This window comes from Methanococcoides sp. NM1, assembly GCF_900774285.1.
Classification (GTDB): Archaea; Halobacteriota; Methanosarcinia; order Methanosarcinales; family Methanosarcinaceae; genus Methanococcoides; species Methanococcoides vulcani.
In genome coordinates this window covers 45,363-64,472 of the sequence record NZ_CAAGTW010000007.1, presented here as the reverse complement: position 1 = coordinate 64,472, position 19,110 = coordinate 45,363, and the positions used below count along the sequence as shown (strand labels likewise).

General features: G+C 44.4%; 20 protein-coding genes. 14 read left to right on the top strand and 6 right to left on the bottom strand.

What is annotated here, in order from left to right; genetic code table 11:
• Positions 1 to 7 precede the first annotated feature (7 nt).
• The 8 genes from mcrD (at position 8) to E7X56_RS08130 (ending at position 9,128) form a co-directional block, all read left to right on the top strand.
• Complete coding sequence (gene mcrD, locus E7X56_RS08165; protein ID WP_135606298.1) at positions 8 to 496, top strand: methyl-coenzyme M reductase operon protein D; 489 nt, start codon at positions 8 to 10, stop codon at positions 494 to 496.
• A 6-nt stretch (positions 497 to 502) separates the two neighbouring features.
• A complete protein-coding gene (gene mcrC / locus E7X56_RS08160; protein WP_091690540.1) occupies positions 503 to 1,105 on the top strand; it encodes a methyl-coenzyme M reductase I operon protein C in 603 nt (200 codons plus the stop codon).
• 12 nt (positions 1,106 to 1,117) lie between these two features.
• A complete protein-coding gene (gene mcrG, locus E7X56_RS08155) occupies positions 1,118 to 1,864 on the top strand; it encodes a coenzyme-B sulfoethylthiotransferase subunit gamma (RefSeq protein WP_091690539.1) in 747 nt (248 codons plus the stop codon).
• A gap of 14 nt (positions 1,865 to 1,878) precedes the next feature.
• Complete coding sequence (gene mcrA / locus E7X56_RS08150; RefSeq protein ID WP_091690538.1) at positions 1,879 to 3,597, top strand: coenzyme-B sulfoethylthiotransferase subunit alpha; 1,719 nt, start codon at positions 1,879 to 1,881, stop codon at positions 3,595 to 3,597.
• Positions 3,598 to 3,889: 292 nt separating this feature from the next.
• A complete protein-coding gene (locus tag E7X56_RS08145; protein WP_135606297.1) occupies positions 3,890 to 5,239 on the top strand; it encodes a glutamate-5-semialdehyde dehydrogenase in 1,350 nt (449 codons plus the stop codon).
• Positions 5,240 to 5,261: 22 nt separating this feature from the next.
• Positions 5,262 to 6,389 carry a glutamate 5-kinase gene (gene proB, locus E7X56_RS08140; RefSeq protein WP_135606296.1) on the top strand — a complete coding sequence of 376 codons (1,128 nt, stop codon included), beginning with the start codon at positions 5,262 to 5,264 and terminating at the stop codon, positions 6,387 to 6,389.
• 126 nt (positions 6,390 to 6,515) lie between these two features.
• Entirely contained in the window at positions 6,516 to 8,033 is a 1,518-nt protein-coding gene (locus E7X56_RS08135) for an ATP-binding protein (RefSeq protein ID WP_135606295.1), read from the top strand.
• A gap of 75 nt (positions 8,034 to 8,108) precedes the next feature.
• The gene (locus E7X56_RS08130) at positions 8,109 to 9,128 is read left to right on the top strand and encodes an AI-2E family transporter (protein WP_135606294.1); all 1,020 of its coding nucleotides are present in this window, start codon (positions 8,109 to 8,111) and stop codon (positions 9,126 to 9,128) included.
• A gap of 52 nt (positions 9,129 to 9,180) precedes the next feature.
• On the opposite strand, the gene E7X56_RS08125 is transcribed toward E7X56_RS08130, so the two are convergent.
• From E7X56_RS08125 to E7X56_RS08110, 4 genes are all read right to left on the bottom strand, one after another.
• Positions 9,181 to 9,855, bottom strand: a complete 675-nt coding sequence (locus tag E7X56_RS08125; protein ID WP_135606293.1) for a PHP domain-containing protein — start codon at positions 9,853 to 9,855, stop codon at positions 9,181 to 9,183.
• Between the two features lie 239 nt (positions 9,856 to 10,094).
• The gene (gene hflX / locus E7X56_RS08120; RefSeq protein WP_135606292.1) at positions 10,095 to 11,342 is read right to left on the bottom strand and encodes a GTPase HflX; all 1,248 of its coding nucleotides are present in this window, start codon (positions 11,340 to 11,342) and stop codon (positions 10,095 to 10,097) included.
• A 97-nt stretch (positions 11,343 to 11,439) separates the two neighbouring features.
• Positions 11,440 to 11,832 carry a DUF2209 domain-containing protein gene (locus E7X56_RS08115; RefSeq protein ID WP_135606291.1) on the bottom strand — a complete coding sequence of 131 codons (393 nt, stop codon included), beginning with the start codon at positions 11,830 to 11,832 and terminating at the stop codon, positions 11,440 to 11,442.
• 114 nt (positions 11,833 to 11,946) lie between these two features.
• Positions 11,947 to 12,984, bottom strand: coding sequence for a flippase-like domain-containing protein (locus E7X56_RS08110; protein ID WP_244603466.1), 1,038 nt, complete (start codon positions 12,982 to 12,984; stop codon positions 11,947 to 11,949).
• A 276-nt stretch (positions 12,985 to 13,260) separates the two neighbouring features.
• On the opposite strand from E7X56_RS08110, the gene E7X56_RS08105 reads away from it, so the two are divergent.
• From E7X56_RS08105 to E7X56_RS08080, 6 genes are all read left to right on the top strand, one after another.
• Positions 13,261 to 13,902 carry a phosphatase PAP2 family protein gene (locus E7X56_RS08105; protein ID WP_135606290.1) on the top strand — a complete coding sequence of 214 codons (642 nt, stop codon included), beginning with the start codon at positions 13,261 to 13,263 and terminating at the stop codon, positions 13,900 to 13,902.
• Positions 13,903 to 13,953: 51 nt separating this feature from the next.
• A complete protein-coding gene (locus E7X56_RS08100) occupies positions 13,954 to 15,039 on the top strand; it encodes a UDP-N-acetylglucosamine--N-acetylmuramyl-(pentapeptide) pyrophosphoryl-undecaprenol N-acetylglucosamine transferase (protein ID WP_135606289.1) in 1,086 nt (361 codons plus the stop codon).
• 140 nt (positions 15,040 to 15,179) lie between these two features.
• The gene (locus E7X56_RS08095) at positions 15,180 to 15,512 is read left to right on the top strand and encodes a helix-turn-helix transcriptional regulator (RefSeq protein ID WP_135606288.1); all 333 of its coding nucleotides are present in this window, start codon (positions 15,180 to 15,182) and stop codon (positions 15,510 to 15,512) included.
• Positions 15,513 to 15,805: 293 nt separating this feature from the next.
• Complete coding sequence (locus tag E7X56_RS12355; RefSeq protein ID WP_135606287.1) at positions 15,806 to 15,988, top strand: CbiQ family ECF transporter T component; 183 nt, start codon at positions 15,806 to 15,808, stop codon at positions 15,986 to 15,988.
• Positions 15,985 to 16,893: an energy-coupling factor ABC transporter ATP-binding protein gene (locus E7X56_RS08085; protein ID WP_135606286.1), complete on the top strand. Its 909-nt coding sequence runs from the start codon at positions 15,985 to 15,987 to the stop codon at positions 16,891 to 16,893. Before E7X56_RS12355 ends, E7X56_RS08085 begins: the two co-directional genes overlap by 4 nt.
• A 33-nt stretch (positions 16,894 to 16,926) precedes the next feature.
• Positions 16,927 to 17,790, top strand: coding sequence for a nicotianamine synthase family protein (locus tag E7X56_RS08080; protein ID WP_244603465.1), 864 nt, complete (start codon positions 16,927 to 16,929; stop codon positions 17,788 to 17,790).
• 20 nt (positions 17,791 to 17,810) lie between these two features.
• Here the strand turns inward: E7X56_RS08080 and E7X56_RS08075 are convergent, their stop codons facing one another.
• Entirely contained in the window at positions 17,811 to 18,569 is a 759-nt protein-coding gene (locus tag E7X56_RS08075) for a class I SAM-dependent methyltransferase (protein ID WP_135606285.1), read from the bottom strand.
• Positions 18,570 to 18,648: 79 nt separating this feature from the next.
• Positions 18,649 to 18,987 (bottom strand): transposase, encoded by a 339-nt coding sequence (locus tag E7X56_RS12215; RefSeq protein WP_256360055.1) that lies wholly within the window; start codon positions 18,985 to 18,987, stop codon positions 18,649 to 18,651.
• Positions 18,988 to 19,110 lie beyond the last annotated feature (123 nt).

Genomic DNA, 19,110 nt, shown 5'->3' with positions numbered 1-19,110 from the left:
AATCAATATGGTCGATTCTGCATCAAACACAGAGAACCTCATACAGATCGAGATATTTCCACGAAGGTTACTCAGCCCGGAAACCGCACAGGAACTACTCGTCGAACTGAGCAAAATAGAAGGCATCACAAGGGCATTCGTACAGGGCCCAAGACTTCCAGTGACCGTACCATATGGTCCTGCGACAGGACAGGATGTCAACCATAAGTTCAGTGACACGATCAGTATTGGTGAAACGGACATTAGCTTGGCTGTGATCGTTGGCCGCATAAGGCTGGAAGTCCTCAACTCTGAAATAAGAGACAACATCAGGGAAGTTTGTGAGCGAATACTCCCGATGGGATTCGAGTTCAGGGAAGGACTTTTCTTACAAAAAAAGCAGACCGTTTCCGACTATGCAAAACGTGGTCCTGAAGCAGATCCGACAGTCCTTGGACTGGCAGATCCAAAAGGCAAAGTGGGTAATCGTATTTGTACCTTAAATCCAGCGGAATGATGTTAAATGTTTGACCGGGAAACACAAGTTGTAGACTGCAGGCATGGAATGGGCCTGGGACGCGGAGGAGGGCTTGCACAACGCGGCACTCTTTCCGAAACCGGACGCCCTGATGTCATCACAGTCGCAATGAGTCCCGGCAGACGTCACATCACAAAACCGATATGTGAACTCACATACGGCATGCGCAGGGAGGATATACAGGTCAGTGTTCTGGTATTGAACTCAGGATCAGGTATACCTGATACACCAATGAGATCAGGCGCATTCGGGATAACACCTGAAGAAGTTGCGCAGATATCAAGGCATAAACTGGCAGTTATCCATACAGGGAACATACGAGACCATGTGGTAAAAAAAGTAAGGGAAATTCTAAAGGATGCAGAGGTCCCGGCAATAATCGTCTGTCAGACAAATGTCGACTTTGAAGATTTTGCCAAGGGAGGAATTAAGACCAAATTTGTGAAGCCTAAAAATAACGAGACCCTAACAAAAGGAAAAGTTATGGATATTGTGTCAGGAGTCACAAGAGGGGAATCATGTCCAAGAGACAAGTTGAACGAACTCGTGAAATCCGTAAAGAACACAATGAGATCTATTGATAACTAAGGAGTGTATAATATGGCATACGAAGCACAATATTATCCAGGTGCAACATCCGTTGCAGAAAACAGAAGAAAGCACATGTCCGGAAACGTCGAAAAGCTCAGGGAAGTCTCTGACGACGACCTTACATTAGTACTCGGACACCGTGCACCAGGTAGTGACTACCCAAGCACACACCCACCACTCGCTGAGATGGGTGAACCAGAATGCTCAGTCAGAGAAATGGTCGAACCAACACCAGGCGCAAAAGCTGGTGACAGGGTAAGGTACGTTCAGTTCGTCGACTCAATGTACAACGCACCATCAACACCATACTTCAGGTCCTACGCAGCAGCGATCAACTACAGAGGTGTCGATCCAGGTACACTTTCCGGTCGTCAGGTCGTTGAAGCTCGTGAGAGAGACATGGAAGAGATTGCAAAGTTCCAGCTCGAGACAGAAATGACCTGTCCAGCACTTGCAAGCCTTCGTGGCGCAACTGTCCACGGTCACTCACTCCGTCTCCCAGAAGATGGAATCATGTTTGACATGCTTGACAGATGCCGCCTCGAGAACGGCGTAGTTATCATGCACAAGGACCAGGTAGGAAGGGCAATCGACAAGAAGGTCGACTTTGGAAAAGCAATGTCCGAGGACGAGGCTGCCAAGAGAACCACAATCTACCGTGTGGACAATGTTGCATTCAGAGATGACGCAGAGGTCATCGAATGGGTCCACACAGTATTTGAGAAGAGAACCGCATATGGATTCAAGCCAGAGTAATCGAGGTGAGATAAATGGCAGATGATAGAAAGAGATTATTCCAGAAAGAATTGGAAGTCAAATTCACAAAAGAACACGGCGACAACAAGATGGAAGGCGGAGAGATCACTGACAAGAAAGTGACATACTACCGTCTTGGTGTTGACCAGAACCCAAGAAAAGTCGAGATGAAGAAAGCAGGTCAGGAAATGGCAGCTGCGAGGGGACTCGTTGGTTACAACCCAATGATGCACTGCGGTGGTATCCCACTCGGTCAGAGAGCACTTACCCCATCATTCATTTCCGGCACTGACATCATGGTCGAGTCCGATGACCTCCACTACGTCAACAACGCTGCAATGCAGCAGATGTGGGATGACATCAGAAGAACCACCATCGTCGGCATGGACATGGCTCACGAGACACTCGAGAAGCGTCTCGGTATAGAAGTCACACCAGAAACGATCAACCACTACCTTGAAGTGCTCAACCACGCACTCCCTGGCGGAGCAGTTGTTCAGGAGCACATGGTCGAAACACACCCAGCTCTTGTAGATGACTGTTACTGTAAGATCTTCACCGGTGACGACGAGCTTGCAGATGAGATCGATGACCAGTTCCTCATTGACATCAACAAGCAGTTCCCAGAAGAGCAGGCAGAAGCACTCAAAGCAGCTATCGGAAAGACAACCTGGCAGGCAGCACACATCCCAACCGTTGTAAGCAGAACAACAGATGGTGCACAGACCTCAAGGTGGATGGCAATGCAGGTCGGTATGTCCTTCATCGCAGCATACAACATGTGTGCTGGTGAAGCAGCAGTAGCTGATCTTTCATACGCAGCAAAGCACGCTGGGGTTATCTCAATGGGAGATATGCTTCCAGCAAGACGTGCACGTGGTCCAAACGAGCCTGGTGGAATTTCCTTCGGTCACATGGCAGATATCATACAGACAAGCCGTGTTGACGCAGAAGACCCAGCACACGTAGCCCTTGAGGTAGTCGGTGCAGGATGTATGCTCTACGATCAGATCTGGCTTGGTTCCTACATGTCTGGTGGTGTCGGATTCACACAGTATGCAACCGCTGCATACACCAACAACATCCTTGATGACAACATCTACTACAACGTTGACTACATCAACGACAAGTACGATGGTGCAGCAAACAAGGGTACCGACAACAAGGTAAAGGCAACAATGGATGTTGTCAAGGACATCGCAACAGAGTCCACGATATATGGTATCGAGAACTACGAGAAGTACCCAACCGCACTCGAAGACCACTTCGGTGGTTCCCAGAGAGCAACAGTACTCTCCGCAGCAGCAGGTAGTGCAACAGCACTCGCAACCGGAAACGGAAACGCTGGTCTTTCCGCATGGTACCTTTCAATGTACCTGCACAAGGAAGCACTCGGACGTCTTGGTTTCTTCGGTTTCGACCTGCAGGACCAGTGTGGTGCTACAAACGTATTCTCCTTCCAGTCCGACGAAGGTCTGCCTCTTGAGCTCCGTGGTCCAAACTACCCTAACTACGCAATGAATGTAGGTCACCAGGGTGGTTACGCCGCAATCACTTCAGCAGCACACGCAGGACGTGGAGATGCATGGGCAGTCAACCCACTGATCAAGGTCTGCTTCGCAGATGAACTTCTCCCATTCGACTTTACCGCACCAAGGAAAGAGTTTGGAAGAGGCGCAATCAGAGAGTTCGAGCCAGCTGGTGAGAGATCACTCATCATCCCAGCAAAATAAACATAAATTTGAAAAGGTAGGCTTTGCCTGCTTTTTTCTATCTTTTTTTAGATCCGGACATAATAGTCCGCTTTTTTTATTTTGATATAACATTTTTTTCATGAGCGAAAGCTTTGTTTGATGGAAACCGTTTTACTAGAGACACCTTCAGGATATTACAAATATGAAAAGAAAGCAGGTAAATCGATAATTATATCAGGGAAGTAATCATCATCAAAAGCATTCAAACCGGACCTGAAAAACAAAACTTCGAACAAATTACTATATTATCTTTTTACAAGGGGATCACTTCATGGCTACAGAGATAGAAAAGAAAGTAATGGAAGCAAAAATGGCATCCATTACACTTGCAAGTGTAGACACTCAGACAAAGGACAGGGCTCTTGAAGCCATGGCCAGAGCACTTGACGAAAACCGCAACAGAATAATAGAAGCAAACAACGCTGACCTCGAAGAAGCCGGGAGAATGAAAGCTGAAGGTAAACTCTCACAGGCACTCGTAGACCGCCTTAAGGTCAGCAATTCGAAGATCGATGGAATGATCAGCGGTATTCGTGATGTTATCAAACTTGAGGACCCTTCCGGTAAAACAATGAGAACGCTTGAACTTGACACTGGTCTGGACCTTTATCAGGTAAGCTGCCCTATCGGACTTATAGGAGTTATTTTCGAATCCCGTCCGGATGTTGTCCCACAGATCATGTCACTTTGCCTCAAGAGTGGAAACGCCACCATATTCAAAGGTGGTAGCGAAGCATTGAACTCCAACCGTACAATATTCGATATACTTGTCAAGGCAATGGAAAATACAGAAGGGATACCAAACGGTGCGTTCCAGCTCATGGAAACAAGGGAAGAGGTCATGGACCTCCTCGCACTTGATGATTATATTGACCTCCTGATCCCACGCGGTTCTAACGAATTCGTGAAATATATACAGGATAATACAAAGATATCGGTGCTCGGCCACGCAGATGGGATATGTCACGTTTATGTGGACAACAGTGCTGATATGAACAAAGCGTATGATGTATGCTTCGACTCAAAAGTACAATACCCTGCAGTATGCAACGCCATGGAAACCCTGCTCATAAACAAGGAAATAGCTGAGGACTTCATGCCCGAAATGATGAAAAGGTATGATGAAGCAGGAGTTGAGCTTCGTTTTGATGAGGATTCATACGTTATTGCAGAAAATCTTGGCCTGAAGAACATAAAAAAGGCAACCGATGAAGATTGGAAAACAGAATACAATGAACTGATCCTTTCAGTAAAGCTCGTTGACTCCATTGAGCAGGCGATCAACCATATCAACAGCTATGGATCCCACCATACAGATGCGATCATCACAGAAGATGCAGCAAAACGAAAGCAGTTCATCGATCTTGTGGACTCGTCAAGTGTCATGGTAAACGCTTCCACCAGGTTTGCAGATGGGTTCCGCTATGGCAAAGGTGCAGAAGTTGGCATTAGCACCAACAAGATACATTCACGTGGACCGGTGGGAATGGAAGGACTTGTCATTTACAAATATGTATTGTTGGGTAATGGGGACAAGGTCTCCGATTATGCCGGAAATGATCCAAAGCCATTCACCCACAGGGTAATCGATAGTAAACTATCCGATGCTTTGAACAACTGATAATAACAAAAGGGTGTCCACTTTGATCAACAGGCAACAGATACTGGGTGATGCTAAGAAAATAGTCATCAAGTTAGGTACAACTTCGATCAGCAGGGAAGATGGAAGCCTTAATACTGAATTTATGGAAAAGGTTGCAGCACAGGTATCTGAGCTGCATAATGCCGGAAAGAAGGTAATACTGGTCAGTTCCGGTTCAATTGGAATTGGTATAGAGATCCTGAACCTGAACTGCCGCCCAAAAGAGATACCCGTACGCCAGGCAGCTGCCGCTGTCGGACAGGGTGTATTGATGCAGCACTGGATGGAAGCTTTCCACAAACATGACCTTAACGTGGCACAAATACTCCTGACATACGATTCTTTCACTAACAGGTTAACATACCTGAACCTCAGGAACAGTATCTCCACACTTTTAAGCTACGGCGTTATCCCGATCATCAATGAGAATGACCCAACCTGTGTTCATGAGATCGAGGCAACACTTGGCGATAATGACAAGCTTTCAGCAATGGTTGCAAGTAAGACTGAAGCTGACCTATTGATACTGCTGACCGATATAGACGGCCTGTTCAACAAGAACCCGAAAAGGCATGATGACGCAGTCCTATTGAATACCGTGGAAGATATCACACCTACCATCGAAAGCTATGGCGGAAGCCCTACCAGCATGAAAGGTGTTGGAGGCATGCGCACTAAAATAGCAGCTGCAAAGATATGCAATATGGCCGGCTGCTACATGGTCATTGCCAATAGCAATGTGGATAATGGCATTACCAGAATACTTGCCGGAGAAACCATTGGAACACTCTTCCTTGCAAACCAGTACGTTCACAAGAACAGGATACGCTGGATAATACTTGGGAAAGCATCCGGAACCGTCATAGTCGATCCTGGAGCAAAAAAGGCTATCTCCAACAGTATGAGTCTGCTCCCATCCGGTGTTGTCGAGGTCATCGGCAACTTTGACAGAGGCGACATAGTAAAACTGGAATGTGATGGAGAAGTATTTGGAAAAGGTATCACAGACTACACATCCGAAGAACTTGAAGCCATCAAAGGTAAACAGACGAATGTGATAGCAGATATCCTCGGATATAAGAACTATGACCACGTGATCAAGAAAGAGAATATCGGACTTCTCAAATAACAAGTGTCATATTTATCAGATTTCCCAGATAATAGTTCTTTCAAAACAAACGAACGACCATAACCTTATTATACATTTTTATTTACTGTAATACCATCCTATTGATGGAATTCTACAGGAGCATTAATGAAGACAAGTACCAGGGAACATAACGGAAACAAGAGATCAAAGATCCTTGTTGTAGAAGCAAAAGGTCCTGATGTTGAAAGCTTGAGCCTTGTTCTTTCAGCCGACTACGATATAATAAGGGCTACTAAAGGCAATGAAGCCCTTGAACTAGTAGAAATAGAAAATCCCGAACTTATTCTTCTTGGCAGCGACCTGCCTGATATGGAAAGGCACGATGTCTGCAAGACAATAAAGAAAAAACTCTGGAACAAGCTATTGCCTGTAATAGTGGTTACTTCCCTTCTCGAAAATGAAGAAAAGACAGATGCAATTAAGGAAAATGCGGATGAGATCCTCATAGAACCTGTCGATGAACTGGAACTTACCACAAGAGTACGTTCACTTCTTCGTATGCGTCATCTGCACGAGGAACTTGTCAAAGAAAGGGATCAGGTACAAAGATATATTGATGTCGCAGGTTCGATCATCGGAGTTGTTGATAGGGACTTCAGGATTACCCTCGTGAACCAGAAAGCCTGTGATGTTCTTGGTTACTCAAAAGAAGAGGTAATGGGAAAGAACTGGTTCGATGTTTTCGTACCGGAATACATCAGAGAGGATATAAAGAAAGGGTATTTAGGAGTTATTAATGGTACTATTGAACCTCCTGAGTTCTCAGAGAAGCCCATCATTACCAAAAATAAAGACGAAAGATGGGTACTCTGGCACGACGTCATACTCCGGGACGATGAAATGAACATTGTGGGAACTATTAGTTCCGGTGATGATATCACGGAGAGAAAACTTGCAGAGAACGCAATGGAAGAGGCGAACACGGAACTCAAGTTACTCGATAATATAAAGGACCAGTTCCTGACAAATCTTAATTATGAACTCAGGACACCACTGATATCCATAAAAGGTTTTTGTGAACTATTAATGGAAGAGAAGCTGGGGACAGTAAACGATTCACAAAAAAATGCACTGGATGCGGTCCTCAGGAATTCTGAAAGGCTTCGACATCTGATCGACTCACTTCTTTACGTAAGCGGAGAACGCAACCAGAACATCAAGTACAATATAATACCACTTTATCCGGCAAGACTTATTGAGGACATCCTCGAGGATCGAGCTCTATATGTAGAAAAGAAGGAACTGACAATTGAAAGTCATGTACCGAAAAACCTTCCTGCCATCCTTGGAGACATCGATCATCTGGAAAGGATGTTTACCCACCTCCTGGACAATGCAATAAAGTTCACACCTACCGGAGGGAAGATCACAGTTTCCGCCTCCACCTACGATGATACCGTAGAAATAAAGATTAAAGATACAGGCATAGGTATCCCTGAGGAGCTTTTACCTAACATCTTCAGCAGTTTCTATCAGGTCGATGGATCGACCCGAAGAAAATATGGAGGCACTGGTGTCGGATTGCATATTTGTAAGAAGATCATTGAAGCACACATGGGAGATATCTTTGTGGAAAGTGAGGTCGGAGTTGGCACAACATTCACAGTTATGCTGTCTGTTTGATCCCGTATCTTTTAATCCCATAATACTCTTTTGTTCTGTTCGAACACTATAAATAATCAGACTGGATGAATTGTGATGAGAAAAGAACGATCTGTAAAGATGGTTTTAGCACTCCTATGTATAATCATACTTGCGATCGTGCTAAGCTACGCACTGCTACCCTACATTAATGCTTTTCTGGGAGCTTTCATCCTTTATGTAATATTCAAACCGGTATATTGCCTGCTTACAGAACGATTTAAACTGCGAAAGGATGCATCTGCACTTTCCGTGATGATGATGTCAATAATACTGGTGCTCATACCACTTTACTTCCTGTTCGTTTCTATCGTAGGAGAGCTCGAAATCGTTATCAGCAGCATTGCCACCAACATTAGCTATGTTGACATCACAGAGAACATAAACTACCTGAATGAAATTGCACCTGACCTGAACATCCAGGAAAAAGTGGTCAACATCGCATCCACTGTAGGTTCATATACGAGCAGGTACCTCTTATCAGCACTGCAGAACATCAGCGGGCAGATCATCTCCCTCACCATCATGTTCTTTTTGCTATACTACCTGTTCACATCCACTAACACAGGGTTTGATAACAAGCTCAGGGAATTTGTCCCGTTCAACAACAGGAACACTGAAATACTTATAAGAGAGCTCAAGAACGTCATACAATCCACCCTCATTGCCACACTGTTGATAGCACTCCTTCAGGGAGTTCTCATTGGCCTGACCTTCTATGCGGTAGGAATACAAGGAGCAACACTCTGGGGAGCTGTCACTGCGATCCTGTCTTTTTTGCCTGTGGTCGGTGCCCCCCTTGTATGGATCCCTGCAGCTATCATACAATTTGCATTGAAGAACTATGTTGCAGGTGTTGCAATACTTGTAATGGGCATTATTATCAGCAATATAGATAATGTCCTCAGGCCTTTAATTCAGAAAAAAGTAGGAGCAATGCACCCCTTCGTATCCCTGCTCGGAATATTTGTGGGTATCTACCTCTTCGGGATCATAGGTATTGTAGTAGGACCATTATTGATCTCAACATTCCTTTTGGTATTGAAGATGTTCAATGAGGAATATCTTCAGGAATGATATCTAATAGATGATATCTTTGAAGGATAGCTATATCAATACAAAAACGACATCATGTGCGCATACCGAAAGCACGCTTTATCTTTTTCCCGGTACCCACGATCATCTGTTTCACAACATAGGAAACAGGAGTTCTTCGTCCTCCGGAAGTTACTTTCCCATCACGTATAGCCTGAAGTACGGATTCCAATGTCCTTTCCGAGGCATCTACCTCAGTGTAGGAACAACCAACCATCTTCGCTTCGTGTGAATCACTTCCACCGACCTGCGGGAGACAAAGCTCTTTAGCCACCTTTTTTGCCTTGTTATTGGAACCACCGGTCACACACCTGGAATTCAGGACCTCCACAGCATCAATATCAAGCCCTTCAACGTACCCGATACCATGAGATGTTATCTTGAAAGGATGAGGGATTATCACAACACCTTCAAGCTCCCTTGCACGTTCTATGGTCTTCTCAGGGGTCATTCCTGATTCGATGTCCCCATCGGGAGCAAGCACCAGGATATGTCCTTTAGAAGAGGTGACCTCAATACCAGGGATCACAATCATATCAGAGCCTAACTCCTTTGCTCTTCTGGCACAGGCAAGGCCGCCCTCTCGGGTATCATGATCACATATTGCAACACCGTCAAGACCATTTTTTTTTGCAAATTTAAGAATAGAATCTATTTCAGCATTGCTATCCTTTGAAAAACAGGAGTGGACATGAAGATCAATACGCATATAGAGAATGCTGTGCTTTCCAGTTATAAAGTTTTTGAAGAATGCCCTGCATAATTGGTCAAAAAATAAAAATGGAGGATAAAAAGCGAACGGGGTGAATCAAGTCGATTACATAGGGGATTTGTGGTGTAGTACTTAGGGGATGTATGAAGAAACCCGTTCGCAATTGTACAAACGACCCGAACATATATAAACCTTTCGTATAAATGCGAACGATTATTAAGCTTCTTTTAATATTATTAAGAAGAGATGACGAAAGGTTTCACCTTTTGAATGATCTCGTCCCTCGCTTCGATTTCCATGAGAATGGAATCCCCGTACTCGATAGTGTGCACAATACCTTCATCATAAAGCCATGAGACCGTGGACATCCCCTCCTCGGACATCGGAATGGAGATCTTGGAATGTTCCCATTTTGGCAGGTTTTCATATAGAAGCTGCTTAAGTTCATCAGTACCTTTGTCCGATATTGCAGATATCATAACCGGATGTGGAGCAAGATAGCTAATAACATCTAGTTTCTCCTGCAGATCTTCTTCCGGAAGCAGGTCTGTCTTGTTAAGAGCAGTAACTATCACAGCACCCTCTGTTCTCTTCCAGAAGATATCATGACTGACTACCAGTTTCTGCCTGATGACATCCACAGGATCACTCATATCCACCACAAGAAGGATGATATCAGCCAGGAAGATCTCATCAAGCGTTGACCTGAAAGCATCCACCATCCAGTGCGGGAGATCTTCGATAAATCCCACAGTATCTGTCAGAAGCATTCTTCTTTTATTGATCGTGAGAGAACGTGTTGTAGGAGATAATGTCGTAAAGAGCATGTCCTCGACTATTGTTCCTTCCTTCACAAGTGACTGGAAAAGGGTGCTTTTTCCTGCATTCGTATAACCTGCCAGAGCTACAAGAGAAAACCCCCTCTCATGCCTGAAACTGCGAAGGGACTCACTTCCCTTGCATGAATGCAGAAGTTCGGCCCTGATCCTCACGATCCTTTTCTTAATATCCTGTTCATAAGAATCCTCATAGCCTCCCAGACCCATAAACCCCGGTCGTTCCTCTTTCTTCAGCAGGGAAACGATAGACCTTGCTTTAGGAAGCTCATATTGTAATTTTGCAAGCTCTACCTGCAGTTTTGCACGCCTTGTGGTAGCTCTTGCAGCAAAGATCTCAAGGATAAGCTGGAACCGGTCCATTACCTCACATTTGCAGGTCTCGGAGATATTATAGATCTGTGTCGTTGAAAGCTGGTTGTTGAAGATAACTTTCTCAGCGTCCAGAGCCTCTACAAGTTCTGCGAGTTCATCTGCCTTGCCACGACCTATCTGGTACTTCCTGTCAGGATACCTTGATTGCACCAATGCGCCAACAACCACATAATCAGCGGCATGCGCCAGCTCCTTGAGCTCTGCCAGCTTCCGCTCATTTGAGGCATCATCAGCATTCGGATCATTTCGTTGGACAACAATGGTTTTTTTCATAGTACACCCTTGAATTGGATTATGCAGATACATTATCCGATGTTTATCGATAAAGAGATAGACCAATCGATTAATGAACGATCGATCGATCGATCGATCAAGCAATACCTAATTCCTTCATAAGGAGATTTCTGGAACTTAGGGACACATGGTGTGCAAATTCTATTGCCAGTCTTTCGCTTAGAGATTCCTGATACTTGAACTCCCGTGAGAACATTCTCTTTGAGAGCCATTCCGGCTGATTGTACAGATCGCCGTGCTCCACCACAATGATACCAGGGAATTTGATCTCCGCAACCGTTGTTTCGATAATGCTAACAACATCTGCAATATCTGGTGCTGAAGTTGTCAGGAACGGTTTGATAGCGATCTGGGAAACTGATTCGATATGACTTGCAGAGACATCAACTGCAACAGCAGCACAGACCATGTAGTACTCCTTATTTATCCTGTGACGACCTGAGATGTCAACGGCTATTATTGGAAACATTCTATTACTCGCATAGGCATTGTTCATTAATTCAAGTATCGGTCCCGGTCATTGTTCATACAGAGATTCCAGTTCAGCTATTTGTAAAGTCATTCGTTCAAGTATTCGAGAACATCATTTCATAAGGTTCCGGATATAATCTGCATCCTTGAGTATTTTGAAGCTTACAAAGCCACCTACAATGAGGTTCATATAAAGTGTGAAAACACGCCATGCAATAACAACCATACCGACCATGTAAGCCGGAACGAACACCGAGAACAGGAAAGTTGCACCAAGCTCAGCCACACCACTTGAACCCGGAGTGACCGGGATGACCAAAAGGATCATTAGCAGGACCTGTGCAGCAAATGAGATAATGATAGACGGTGGCTGGTTCAATCCCATGAGGATCACCGGGACCATGGCAAATTCAACCAACCAGAAAAGGATAGTGTAAACACTACCAAATAGCAGTCCTTTACGGCCCTTTGTCACAAAGAAGGCCATGCTATCATGGAAATCCTCAATGATCAGATCGATCTTTTCCAGAACCCTGTCAAGGCGGGGATCATTTCCTTTACCCATAGATCCTGCAATCCGATGAAGTATGAAGTAAAGCGCTTTCTTTGTATGGCGAGGATGCCAGACTGCATAGATCACCATTACAAACACAAGTACCAGAAACAACTCGCCAGCCATTATCACGATGTCCAGTCCGGATGAAGATATGATCCTGCGGAACATGTGAAGGGCAAGCGGGGCTGACATCATGATCAGGATGCCGTCAAGTAATCGCTCTCCAAGAACTACTGCAGTAGCCTTTCCCACAGGTACATTGTCCTGATTGAGCAGATGTACTCTCAAAGGCTCTCCACCAATTGATGATGGAGTGACGGATGCAAGGAAAGTGCTTGAAGTAACGATCTCTATCGATCTGGATAAGCCCACTCTGAAACCAAGTGAATTGCACATTGTCTTTGTCCGCAATCCCCAGACCACGTAGGAACTCAAGTGAAGAAATACGGCAGCCAGAAGGAACTCCGGCCTGATATCATGGATAAGCTCCAGTGTTTGAGGATCTATTGTATAGAACATAACAAGAACAATGGAAATGGCACTTATGAGAAACGAAACTGACAGCCATTTTCTTAACTTGTTCACATAGATCATTCCTATAGCTAACGGGGTTTTTCAGTTGAAACAATATTACTGAATATATCTGTAGTCCCATATAACAGATTTGTTTCGATATATCGACTTGTCAGACTATATACATAATGCATAAATATGATGCATTCTAATTCATCCTAAGTAAAAATGATGAGAGGGGTAAAAATGTAGAAAGATGCATTTATTAGAGGAAAAGGAAAGGGATCATACAACGGACAGCACCCGACATCCAATTTCCTTCCTTATGCATTTGCTGCAACCCTTGTATTTGGTCTGATGCTGCTGCAGCTAGACATTGAACATCTGCTGAAAATTAACCCGGCATTGAATTATGCAAGATTCATGGTCATGATAGAAGGAGGTTCCGTAACTCACCTACAGGATTTTGCCACACCGTGGCTTACATACATTTCAGCCTTTGTCTACCTTATCGGATTCTCCGGCCTCCTGATCGGTACATTCCTTGTATTCGCATATAAAAAGGATGAAAAAAGCCTGCAGGAGTTCTCTATAGCATTTACACTCATCTATCTGGTAGCATACCCGTTCTACATATTGTTCCCTGTGGATGTAACCAGTAAGACGTTACCCAATATGGCACCACTGCTTTACACACTTGATCCGTCCATAGTACATTTCGTACGCATCTGTGACCCGACACTTGACAATTGCTTCCCAAGCCTTCACGCAGCACTTTCCCTTATGGCAATGTTATTCATAATATCCAAGGCAGAACACATAGGGTTTAAGGCAATTGCAGTTACAATTACCATTGCCATCCAGTTCACGATATTGTATCTGGGAATACACTGGATCACAGATATGATCGGAGGTATAATGCTGGCGTTTACAAGTTACTATATTGCAACAAGATACCGCGAGAATATTAGTAGGATTTTCCGAAAGGATGACCTGTAAAGACGAACAGGGAACAAAAAAAGAGAAAGAGAGTAAGAGAAGGATATCACAATGAAAATAATGCTCTTTGTTTGCGGGGAAGGCCTTGGGCATACCAGCCGCTGCATCCCACTTGCACAACAAATGCAGGCAGCAGGCCATGACGTAATGATCGGTGCCTATGGGTATTCCAGGGAACTTATTGAAAAGAAGGGACTGCAAACCATAGAGATCCCGCCGGAGATCCAGCTTGTGGGTGATGCCGGAAGCCTTGATCTTAAGAGATCAGTCGTTGCTACCATCAAAAGTGGTCAATTGCTCGGGATCAGAAAAGTCAGCAGGCAACTGAACGAATTCAACCCCCAGGTAGTAGTATCAGACAGTTATTACACTGCAACCCTTGCTGCGATGTTCAAAAAGATCCCTGTACACCTTATGATAAACCAGTCCAACATGGAGGAATTCTTCTACAATAAAGGATTTTTCATGAAGCTCATTGGAAGAATCACAAAGAGATTTTATAATACTATATTCAGGAAGGTTGACGGGATAATCATACCGGATTATCCCATGCCGGATACCATCTGTCGCCTGAACCTTGATCTTGAGGATGAAACGGAAGAAGCTGTGTTCTACAGCGGACCTCTTGTCGGAAAAAAGTATGAAGAAGTGATCGAAGCTGACCTTAACAGACCACATGTGCTTTCCACAGTTGGTGGTTTCGGATATCGTAAACCCATATTTCAAAAGGTTATAGAAACAGCAAGACTTGATCCTACAATTAGTTATACGCTCCTTTCCGGACCAAGCGTTGATCCCGATGACTTCACTGACCTGCCGGAGAACGTGACCATACTCAGATTCATTGAGGACCAGTTCCCATACATAAAAAGTTCCGACCTTGTCATTGCACCCGGGGGCCACAGTACGATGATGGAAGCACTTTCATTTGGCATCCCGATGCTATCTTTCCCGGACATTGGACACAACGAACAGGAGAACAACGCTACTGCACTGGAAGAAGACGGATGTGGAAGGAGGCTGGACTATTCCTTATCCCCCGAACAACTCCTTGAATACATACATGAGATCACAAATGACGGGAAGCTGCTTGAAAAAAGTAAGGAACTACACGACCTCTCCAACGAACTTGACTGACCATCTGCTATCACAAGGATGATGGAATCCAGACATATGAAGTGATCTTACGCTACAAAAGATATTTCACTTCTGGTACCATAATGAATACCATAATAGTAACAGAGTTTACTCAATACTATTTCCAATGGGTGTATTAAATGATAATTCCTGAACCGATCGAAAATGAAGTGAAGATGCTTGGGGGAACTGAAGGCATTGCACTGAGAATCGCAGATGATGACAAGCTTGCCAGACAAAGTGGCATACATCATGCATTATCATCCTCTATCCGCCTGAAGATACTCAACCTTGTGCTGGTACAGCCCCTATGTGTCTGCCTGATCAAGGAGATCACAAATATACCCGATTCAAAACTTTCCTACCATCTTTCGATCCTTGTGGACAATGGACTTATTCATAGGGAGAAAAGTGGCAACTGGATAATCTATCATCCAACAGAAGAAGGCAGGAAGTACAAAGTGGAACCATGAGCCTTTAGTGCTCCTCTTATTTTTTAGATCAACAAATAGAATAGATCAAAATTTTAACAAGATCAAGGTCAGCAATTGATGTTGTGTGTATGTTCATTTTGAGTATTTACAACTGTAAAGAGAAAACTGAGAACTTCCCGCTACTTGCATGGCTGTATCGATAAAATATAAGTATTTATTCCACTGTATCTTTATATAGACGAGTTCCAGCGTATGTGGCGGGCAATGGGCTCTAAGGGCTTTGAACTGAAGACAAATCTTACGGCCTTTCCATACCAGGAAACATCATAAGGATGCTGCTCATCAAAAGCTATGATCGGGCGCATAGGGCGTATCAGGCAATGGTGGCAAAAGGATATACCGGCAATCCAAAAACATTGACGAGGTTCAACCTCCAGGCAGAGGAATATCTATTAAGCCTAGCTTTGATACTGGTTGCAATCCTATTGTACATTGATCAACGGGTGTTCCTATGAAAGAAGCGATATCTGTCAACAGTTTGAGCTATTCGTATCCGGATGGGACAAAAGCCCTAAAGGATATCGATATCGTCATCCATGAAGGTGAGAAGATCGTGATCGTCGGACCCAATGGTGCCGGAAAGACCACCCTTTTCCTTCACCTCAACGGCACTCTCAAGAGCAAAGATAACACGGTCAGGATCTTTGGAAAGAATCTAGGCGATATGAAAGTCGAAGAGAGGATCAAAGAGGTGGGAATCGTGTTCCAGGACCCTGACGACCAGCTGTTCATGCCCACAATCTTCGATGATGTGGCATTCGGTCCCATCAACATGGGACTGGATGAAGAGGAAGTGGAGAAACGGGTGAAAAAAGCTCTGTCCCGTGTCGGACTTGAGGGATTTGAGGACAGGGTTCCGCACAACCTGAGCTATGGGCAGAAGAAAAGAGCAGCACTAGCGGCCGTATTGTCCATGGAACCACGGATACTGATCCTGGACGAACCAACAGCCAACCTTGATCCAAAGAGCAGGGCAGACCTGATACAGGTGATCAATGACCTGAACAAGGACGGGATCACCACGGTGATCGCCATGCACGATGTGAACGCCCTCCCGACCCTCTCCGACCGCGTCTATGTGCTGAACAGAAAGATCGTCGCTGAGGGAACGCCGCGGGAGATATTCTCCAATTCAGAACTTCTGGAAATGAGTCATCTAGAAGCACCAGACGTGTTCAAGATGTTCAAGGTACTGACATATTTCGGGTACGACTGCGATAGCCTGCCCATGTCGATCGATGAGGCTGTAGAGTTTCTCACCAGGACGATAGAAAGCGGCAGTGGACACATCCACCTCCATATCCACGAGCATACGCATGAGGAGGTCCGGAAGTTCCTGCACAGCCACGATCACCATTAAAACTTTATATCCTGCCCAATAACATATTAGCATGTGGAGGTGTGTAGCATCACGGACCATTCATCAGAATCAATAATCGAAGAGATATTAAAGATCTATTCATCCATCAAGGATCTTGAAGATGAAGAGATACTTCAGGATACTTCGGATCATCTTAAAAACGTTTATCAGAGATTGGATGACCTGATCACACTACCCATTGATTATGAAGCTGCAGAAGCCATCCTCAATGGTCATGGGTTCGATCAGGCACTTGATACCATTATCAGGTTCATATATCTTTATACCATAAGACTTGAGACCGAATATGCAAATTCCATACTCACAAGTAATGAACCATGGGAAATGCTGAAAATTTATTCATTTTATCCGAATTATTGTCAGCTGGTACGAACTGAATATCAAGGAGCCGGACTTAAAGCCAATGATACGGTCGTGTTCCTTGGAAGTGGACCCTTGCCTATGACCCTGATACTCATGTGCCATCAGCACGGATTGAAGGGGATTGGTATCGAACAGGATGAGCAGAGGGCTGAACTTTCAAGAAAGGTGGTGGATAAACTGGGACTTTCCAATGCCATCAAGATAATCCATGGCAACCATTTCCAATTGCCTTTAAGTGAGGGGGCAGACCTTATCATGATAGCTGCTCAGGCCCAACCTAAAAAAGAGATCATCGAGCAGCTGGCAAAGGCACTGCCAGCAGGGACTAAGATATCCTGCAGGATCTATGAAAAGGGACTCAGGAGATTACTGGACAGGAGCATCCTTGTTGGCCTTCCTGCGAAATTAGCCCATGAGTTTAAGGAATGTTGCAGGATCCACCCTCTACCCCCGGTTTACAATACCGTTGTGTTCGCAGTCAGATCATCAGCGGCTGCACCTGAGAGACCGTAACTTCATAAATTATGCAGAGATCATCTACCTTCTTTTTCTCCCATAATAAGGAATATGGAACTGGTATAGATGAACTTTCTTGAAAGTGGTAACTGACTCTTTTGATACTTGTGGACCTCCCTCAGAGGGTCTATGGTCGTGCTCGTGAACCCTGCTCTGTCAAAGAGAGCAGAGACGTTGTGGGGATTTATGTCCTCGTACAGTGGGAGATACCTGCGGATAGGTCCGTAACATCGTTGGAATAGATGACAATAATATCCTTTTTCAACGAGCAGGGTCATAATCTTGGAAAACCCGCGTTTGATACGTATATCCAATCGGGAGTCAAACCAGTTCCCATCGATGGCAAGTATCCTGCCATTTATCTTTAATACCCGTTTCCATTCCTGCACGGTCCTGTCGGGATGTGGGAGTGTCCAGAGAAGGTATTTGCTCACAACGATGTCGAAATGATCATCCTCAAACGGCAGATCCTCTGCATCCCCATGGCAAAAATTGATATCCAGCCCCAGTGACTTTGCATTCTGACCTGCCTTCTCCAGCATGGATCTTGAGATATCTATGGCTGTCACCTCATGCCCCATCTCTGCAAGCAGCAATGCGAGAAACCCAGCCCCTGTCCCGATGTCCAGAATCTTCAATCCTGTCCTATCACCTGTATGGTTGCGGAGGATCGTTCTCCAGAGGGAGCGTTCCTCTTCATCAAACCCATTCACCCCGTTCTTGTACGAACTGCTCCTGTGGTCCCAGTAGTCAGCAATGATCTCCTTTGTATTCATTGAACTTCCTATTGCCCACTAGTTATATTAATATTGCCATTCTTCATACTAAATGTGAATAATTAAGTTATCATTAACATCAAATGAGTAAAACCAGTTTTCCTGCCATTAAGAAAATCATTGCATTCCCACATTTCCCGGTCTTCAAACCATATGATCTTTTAAAAGCTGCTTTGATCTTATTTTCCAATCCCCCTTCCGCACCATTACTGATGTTTGCTGTAATTGATTCAAAAATTCCATGTGAATATTTCTTGATCATCTTTGCTAACATGGCAATTTCTTTGATATTGCAGTTAAACAGCCTGTCAAAATGTGCAATTTTCTGCATTTTTGATTCGAATTTGTATTGGTTCGTTTCGTTATAACTCGGTATAATTAAAAGGTGCACAACGCCAGCACACAATGTTTTTGTCATTTTGAGTGTTTCGGATACTTTACACTGTTGAGTCGCTTGATTCGAATCGAATCGTTTCTCTTGTTTAATGATAGCTAACGTCAGCCTGTGCTGTTTTTGATTGTTTATGTGGCCGGATTTGAT

Excerpts from the sequence above, each read along its gene's own strand:
- mcrG (WP_091690539.1), top strand. The coding sequence starts at position 1,118 with ATGGCATACGAAGCACAATATTATCCAGGTGCAACATCCGTTGCAGAA.
- mcrD (WP_135606298.1), top strand. The coding sequence starts at position 8 with ATGGTCGATTCTGCATCAAACACAGAGAACCTCATACAGATCGAGATA.
- E7X56_RS08145 (WP_135606297.1), top strand. The coding sequence starts at position 3,890 with ATGGCTACAGAGATAGAAAAGAAAGTAATGGAAGCAAAAATGGCATCC.
- E7X56_RS08100 (WP_135606289.1), top strand. The coding sequence starts at position 13,954 with ATGAAAATAATGCTCTTTGTTTGCGGGGAAGGCCTTGGGCATACCAGC.
- E7X56_RS08110 (WP_244603466.1), bottom strand. The coding sequence starts at position 12,984 with ATGATCTATGTGAACAAGTTAAGAAAATGGCTGTCAGTTTCGTTTCTC.
- E7X56_RS08095 (WP_135606288.1), top strand. The coding sequence starts at position 15,180 with ATGATAATTCCTGAACCGATCGAAAATGAAGTGAAGATGCTTGGGGGA.
- E7X56_RS12355 (WP_135606287.1), top strand. The coding sequence starts at position 15,806 with ATGCTGCTCATCAAAAGCTATGATCGGGCGCATAGGGCGTATCAGGCA.
- E7X56_RS12215 (WP_256360055.1), bottom strand. The coding sequence starts at position 18,987 with ATGACAAAAACATTGTGTGCTGGCGTTGTGCACCTTTTAATTATACCG.
- E7X56_RS08135 (WP_135606295.1), top strand. The coding sequence starts at position 6,516 with ATGAAGACAAGTACCAGGGAACATAACGGAAACAAGAGATCAAAGATC.
- E7X56_RS08125 (WP_135606293.1), bottom strand. The coding sequence starts at position 9,855 with ATGCGTATTGATCTTCATGTCCACTCCTGTTTTTCAAAGGATAGCAAT.
- hflX (WP_135606292.1), bottom strand. The coding sequence starts at position 11,342 with ATGAAAAAAACCATTGTTGTCCAACGAAATGATCCGAATGCTGATGAT.
- E7X56_RS08130 (WP_135606294.1), top strand. The coding sequence starts at position 8,109 with ATGAGAAAAGAACGATCTGTAAAGATGGTTTTAGCACTCCTATGTATA.
- E7X56_RS08075 (WP_135606285.1), bottom strand. The coding sequence starts at position 18,569 with ATGAATACAAAGGAGATCATTGCTGACTACTGGGACCACAGGAGCAGT.
- mcrA (WP_091690538.1), top strand. The coding sequence starts at position 1,879 with ATGGCAGATGATAGAAAGAGATTATTCCAGAAAGAATTGGAAGTCAAA.
- E7X56_RS08105 (WP_135606290.1), top strand. The coding sequence starts at position 13,261 with ATGCTGCTGCAGCTAGACATTGAACATCTGCTGAAAATTAACCCGGCA.
- E7X56_RS08085 (WP_135606286.1), top strand. The coding sequence starts at position 15,985 with ATGAAAGAAGCGATATCTGTCAACAGTTTGAGCTATTCGTATCCGGAT.
- mcrC (WP_091690540.1), top strand. The coding sequence starts at position 503 with ATGTTTGACCGGGAAACACAAGTTGTAGACTGCAGGCATGGAATGGGC.
- E7X56_RS08115 (WP_135606291.1), bottom strand. The coding sequence starts at position 11,832 with ATGTTTCCAATAATAGCCGTTGACATCTCAGGTCGTCACAGGATAAAT.